Raw genomic sequence first — 807 nt, forward strand, 5'->3', positions numbered from 1 at the left:
GGGGCTGGCGGTGGCGGCTTGGGGGCGGCTGGTGACCAGGGCGGACAGGATCGGATCCAAGGCGTTGTGGCGTGCGCGGCGGGTCAAGGCGCCGCTGTTGAACGGGCTGGCCAGCAGGTTCGGTCGCTGACTGGTCAGTGCGGCCTCGAAGAGGGCCAGGCCCTGCTCGTTGGTGATGGGGGTGATCCCGGCACTGGTCAGGCGGGCCACATCAGTCGTGTTGAGATGCCCGGTCATACCGCTGGGGGTTTGCCAGTAGCCCCAGGCCACACTGCTGGCCGGGGGTTGGGTGTGGAGGCGGTGGTGGGCCAGCGCATCCAGGAATGCGTTGGCGGCCGCATAGTTGGCCTGCCCGGGGCTGCCAAGTATTCCCGCCGCCGAGGAGAACAAGACGAACGCGGCCAGATCGCGCTCAGCGGTGAGCCGATGTAGATGCCAGGCGGCGTCGGCTTTGGCGGCCAAGACGGCATCGAGTTGCTGCGGACTCAGATCGGTCACCACGGCGTCATCCAGGACACCGGCGGCATGCAGGACCGCAGTCAACGGGTGATCGGCGGCGATGGTGTTCAGGGCTGCAGCCAACTGCGCCGGATCGCTGGTATCACACGCGCTGATGGTCACCTCGGCGCCCAGCCCGGCCAGACGCTCTTGCAGCTCGCTGGCCCCGGGAGCGTTGGGTCCGCTGCGAGACACCAGCAGCAGATGCCCGATGCCGTAGTGGGTGACGAGATGTTCGGCGAAAAGCGCGCCCAGCATCCCGGTACCACCGGTGATCAACACCGTGCCCTCGGGATCCCACACCGCGGG

Annotated in this window: 1 protein-coding gene; it reads right to left on the minus strand. The window is 68.2% G+C overall.

Annotated features, from left to right (window positions below):
• Nucleotides 1-807 (minus strand): beta-ketoacyl reductase (locus tag F0Q45_RS26355; RefSeq protein WP_149656637.1); only part of this gene is annotated, 807 nt, incomplete at both ends.

The sequence above is a fragment of the Mycobacterium simiae genome (genome assembly GCF_008370645.1).
Taxonomy (GTDB): Bacteria; Actinomycetota; Actinomycetes; order Mycobacteriales; family Mycobacteriaceae; genus Mycobacterium; species Mycobacterium simiae_A.